We start from the raw sequence: 4,198 nt of genomic DNA on the forward strand, positions 1-4,198 counted from the left end.
CACACCATGACAACACCCATCACAGGCGGATATGTCTCGGCTGACGGCCATGTGGTCGAACCGGCCGATCTGTGGACCAGCCGTATGGACAAGCGTTTTCGCGACCGGGCGCCCCACGTCGAATCCCGCCCGGAGGGCGATTACTACATCATTGACGGTCTCAATCCGCTGCCGGTCGGGCTCGAAGGCGTAACCATGGAAGACAAGCTCGCCGGCAAGGTCACCAAATTCATCGGCCGCCACGCCGAGACCCGACCGGGGGCCAACGATCCTCAGGCGCGTCTGGCCGACCAGGATATGGATCACCTGCGGGCCGAGGTCATTTATCCCGGCGCGGGCCTGTTTCTGAGTGTAGCGCCCGACCCCGACTATCAGCGCGAGTGCTTCCGGGTCTATAACGACTGGCTGAGCGAGTTCTGTGCGGCCGCCCCGGACCGCCTCCTGGGGGTGGGTCTGCTGCCGATGCGGGGACCGGTCGAGTGGGCAATCGAAGAAGCTCAACGGGTCGCTACAAAGGGCCTGCGCTCGGTGTCCATCCCGTGTGAGATAGCCGGCAGCCCGTATCGCGACCCGGGCTACGATCCGCTGTGGGCCGCCCTGCAAGAGCTGGGCGTGCCCGTTTCCCTGCACGTCGGGACCGATGAAGCCTTTTATACCAAGGCCGACCGCCTGGGGCTCGGGGTGGCCTTTGTGGACAGTAAGATCTGTTCGATGGAGCGGGCCATGGCCGGCCTGATCTGGGGCGCCGTGGCCAAGCGCTACCCCAAACTGCGCTTTGTCCTGGCCGAGGGCGGCGTTGGCTGGCTGGCGTCCGTGCTGCGGACCATGGATCACTATTGGTCGGATCACCAGCACTGGATGGAGCCCAAGACCGACGAGCTGCCCAGCACCTATTTCAAGCGCCAGTTCTGGGCCACCTTTGAGGACGACCGGGCCGGCATTCTGACCCGCGAGCTGGTCGGGGTGGATCGCCTGCTGTGGGGCTCGGACTATCCCCACACCGAGGGGACCTTCCCGTATTCCCAGGAACAGGTCACGAACGATTTTCTCGGCGTGCCGGAAGGCGAGGTCTACCAGATGGTGGCCGGCAACGCAGCCAAGCTGTACGAGCTGGACGCCTAGCGCGGTTCACCGTCTGCTCAGACGGCCCAGCCTGCGGACAACACCTCGGCCTGTTCCAGCACGGTTCGTGTCGCCCGTTCCTGTTTGTCGGGCGGATAACCGTGCTTACGCAGAATGCGCTTGACCAGCCGGCGCAGGTTGGCGCGAACATTCTCGCGTAGCGTCCAGTTAATGGTCACGTTGTCACGCACGGTTTTCACCAACTCACGGGCGATATCGCGCAAGGTTTCGTCGCCGAGCACCTGGACCGCGCTGTCATTCGTTTCAAGCGCGTCGTAGAACGCGACCTCGTCTCCGACAGGCCGAGTTTTTCGCCGCGCGCGCCTGCCTCGCGTAACTCCTGGGCAAGCTGGATCAGCTCTTCAAGCACCTGCGCGGCTTCAACGGCCCGGTTCTGATAGCGACGCAGGGTGTGTTCCAGCATCTCGGCGAACGACCGCGCTTGGACAAGGTTTTTCCGACGGCGGACAGCGAGTTCGCCTTTCAGCAATTTCTGCAACAGTTCGACCGCAAGGTTGCGCTGCGGCATGTCCCGCACCTCGGCCAGGAATTCGTCCGACAGAACCGAGATATCGGGTTTCTTCAGCCCGGCGGCGGAGAAGATGTCGAGCACTCCTTCCGAGACGACCGCGCGCGAAACGATCTGAAGCACCGCATGATCCAACTCTTCCTCTGGACGGGTATCGCCAGACGCCCGTTTGGCAAGCACCGCCCGGACAGCCTGAAAGAACGCCACCTCGTCCCGAATGTGCAGTGCGGCTTCATGCGGGACAGCCAGGGCAAATGCCTGAGACAGCTCTCGCACCGCAGCCAGGTAACGATCCTTGCCGTTCTCCTGGGCCAGGATGTGTTCCTGCGCGGCCGGCAGCAGGGACAGCCGTTCCGCCGCTGCACCGCTGATCCACTGCGAGCGGTCAAAGCCGTGGAGCAGGTCGCAACAGACCTCATATCTCTCCAGCATCACTCCCACCGCCCGCTCCTGGTTGAATACGGTTCCCCCGGTGCCACCGCTCTCGGTATAGGTTGCCAATGCGCGTTTCAGTTCATGTGCCAGCCCCAGATAATCCACCACCAGCCCGCCCGGCTTGTCCTGGAACACCCGGTTGACCCGAGCAATAGCCTGCATCAGACCGTGGCCGCGCATGGGCTTGTCCACATACATGGTGTGCAGGCTCGGCGCGTCAAAGCCGGTCAGCCACATATCGCGCACCAGCACCAGGCGCAGCGGGTCGCCGGGATTGCGAAAGCGTTTTGCCAGCGCCTCGCGCTGCGGCTTGGTGCGAATATGCGGCTGCCAATCGGGCGGGTCGGATGCCGAACCGGTCATCACGACTTTAATCCACCCTTTGTCGTCTTCCTGCTGATGCCAGTCCGGGCGCAGCCGCACCAGCTCACGGTACAGCTCGATGCAAATGCGCCGGCTCATGCAGACGACCATGGCCTTGCCGTCGAGCGCTTCCAGGCGCTGCTCAAAGTGGTCAACAATATCCTGAGCGATGAGCTTCAGACGTTTTTCAGTGCCGACAAGCGCTTCGAGTTGCGCCCATTTGGTCTTGAGCTTTTCCTTGCGCCCGACCTCCTCGCCCTCGGTCGCGTCCTCAAAGTCGGGGTCAATCGTTGGCCGTTCGCTCTCGTTCAACGCCAGTTTGGCTAAGCGACTCTCGTAATAGATCGGCACGGTGGCCCTGTCCTCAACCGCGCGCTGAATATCGTAGATGCTGATGTAGTCGCCGAACACGGCTCGGGTGTTGGCGTCCTGCAACTCAATCGGCGTGCCGGTGAAACCGACAAACGAGGCATGCGGCAGGGCGTCCCGCATATGCCGCGCATAGCCGTCGATGAAGTCGTACTGGCTGCGGTGCGCCTCGTCGGCAATGACCACGATGTTGCGCCGCCCCGACAGCAACGGGTGCTGGTCACCTGACGCCTTCCTCCCTCTCCCGCTGGGAGAGGGCTGGGGTGAGGGTTGTGCCGAGGGCGGCATGAACTTCTGAATGGTGGTAAAGACCACACCACCTGACTCGACCGCCAGCTTGACGCGCAGGTCAGCCCGGCTTGCCGCCTGCATGGGCGGCTGGCGCAGCAGGTCACGGCAACGCGCAAACGTACCAAAGAGCTGGTCATCCAGATCGTTGCGGTCGGTCAGCACCACCACGGTCGGGTTCGCCATCGCCGGCTCACGGACGATGCGCCCGGCATAGAAGGCCATGGTCAGGCTCTTGCCCGACCCCTGGGTATGCCACACCACGCCGATACGCCGGTCGCCGGGCTCGCCGCCCGGCTTGCGGCCCGACTCATAGCGGCCAAACTGCTCGCCGGCCTGTCCTTCCGCCAACTCCAACTCCGCAGCCCGCAGGGTCTCGGTCACGGCAACCCTGACCGCGTGGAACTGGTGATAGCCGGCCATTTTCTTGACTAACGCCCCGCTGCCGTCATCCTCGAACACGATGAAGTCGCGGACCAGCGAAAGAAAGCGGCCCGGTGTGCATACGCCTTCGAGCATGACCTGCAATTGGGGCATGTACGGGTCGGCCAGGGTTTCGCCTGAGATCGTGCGCCAGGGCTTGAACCACTCTCGCCCGGCGGTCAGCGTGCCAATACGCGCCTCCACACCGTCCGAGACCAGCAGGGCTGCGTTCATGCTGAACAGCGTCGGTAGCTCGGCCTTATAGGTCTGGAGCTGCTGCCAGGCAGTCCAGATGGTCGCGTCTTCGTCCGCCGGGTTCTTGAGTTCGATCACTCCGAGCGGCAGGCCGTTGACGAACAGCACCACATCGGGCCGACGCTCGTGCTTGTTCTCGACCACGGTGAACTGATTGACCGCCAGCCAGTCGTTGTTGGCAGGATCGTCGAAGTCGATCACCCGCGCCTGCGCGCCGCGTACTGCCCCGTCGTTTGTGCGATACTCCACCGTCACACCATCTACGAGCAGACGGTGAAAGGCGCGGTTACGGGCTTCGAGCGTCGGCCCGTCCGGGTGGCTCAGCCTGCGAAAAGCATCGTCCAGGGCTTCGGTCGGCAGGCTGGGGTTGAGCCGGACGAGGGCATCGCGCAGCCGCCGTTCCAACACCACCGC

General features: G+C 63.6%; 2 protein-coding genes and 1 pseudogene. 1 reads left to right on the forward strand and 2 read right to left on the reverse strand.

Going from position 1 to position 4,198, the window contains the following annotated elements:
• Positions 1–1,122: amidohydrolase (locus J4F42_17560; protein MCE2487326.1), on the forward strand; the 1,122-nt coding region annotated here is incomplete at its 5' end.
• Between the two features lie 17 nt (positions 1,123–1,139).
• On the opposite strand, the pseudogene J4F42_17565 reads toward J4F42_17560, so the two are convergent.
• Positions 1,140–1,415: pseudogene (locus J4F42_17565) on the reverse strand (DUF3387 domain-containing protein).
• A partial coding sequence (locus J4F42_17570) for a type I restriction endonuclease subunit R (GenBank protein MCE2487327.1) occupies positions 1,319–4,198 on the reverse strand: 2,880 nt, incomplete at its 5' end. The gene J4F42_17570 and the pseudogene J4F42_17565, both read right to left, overlap by 97 nt.

It is taken from the genome of Desulfurellaceae bacterium (genome assembly GCA_021296095.1).
Lineage (GTDB): Bacteria > Desulfobacterota > Binatia > Bin18 > Bin18 > JAAXHF01.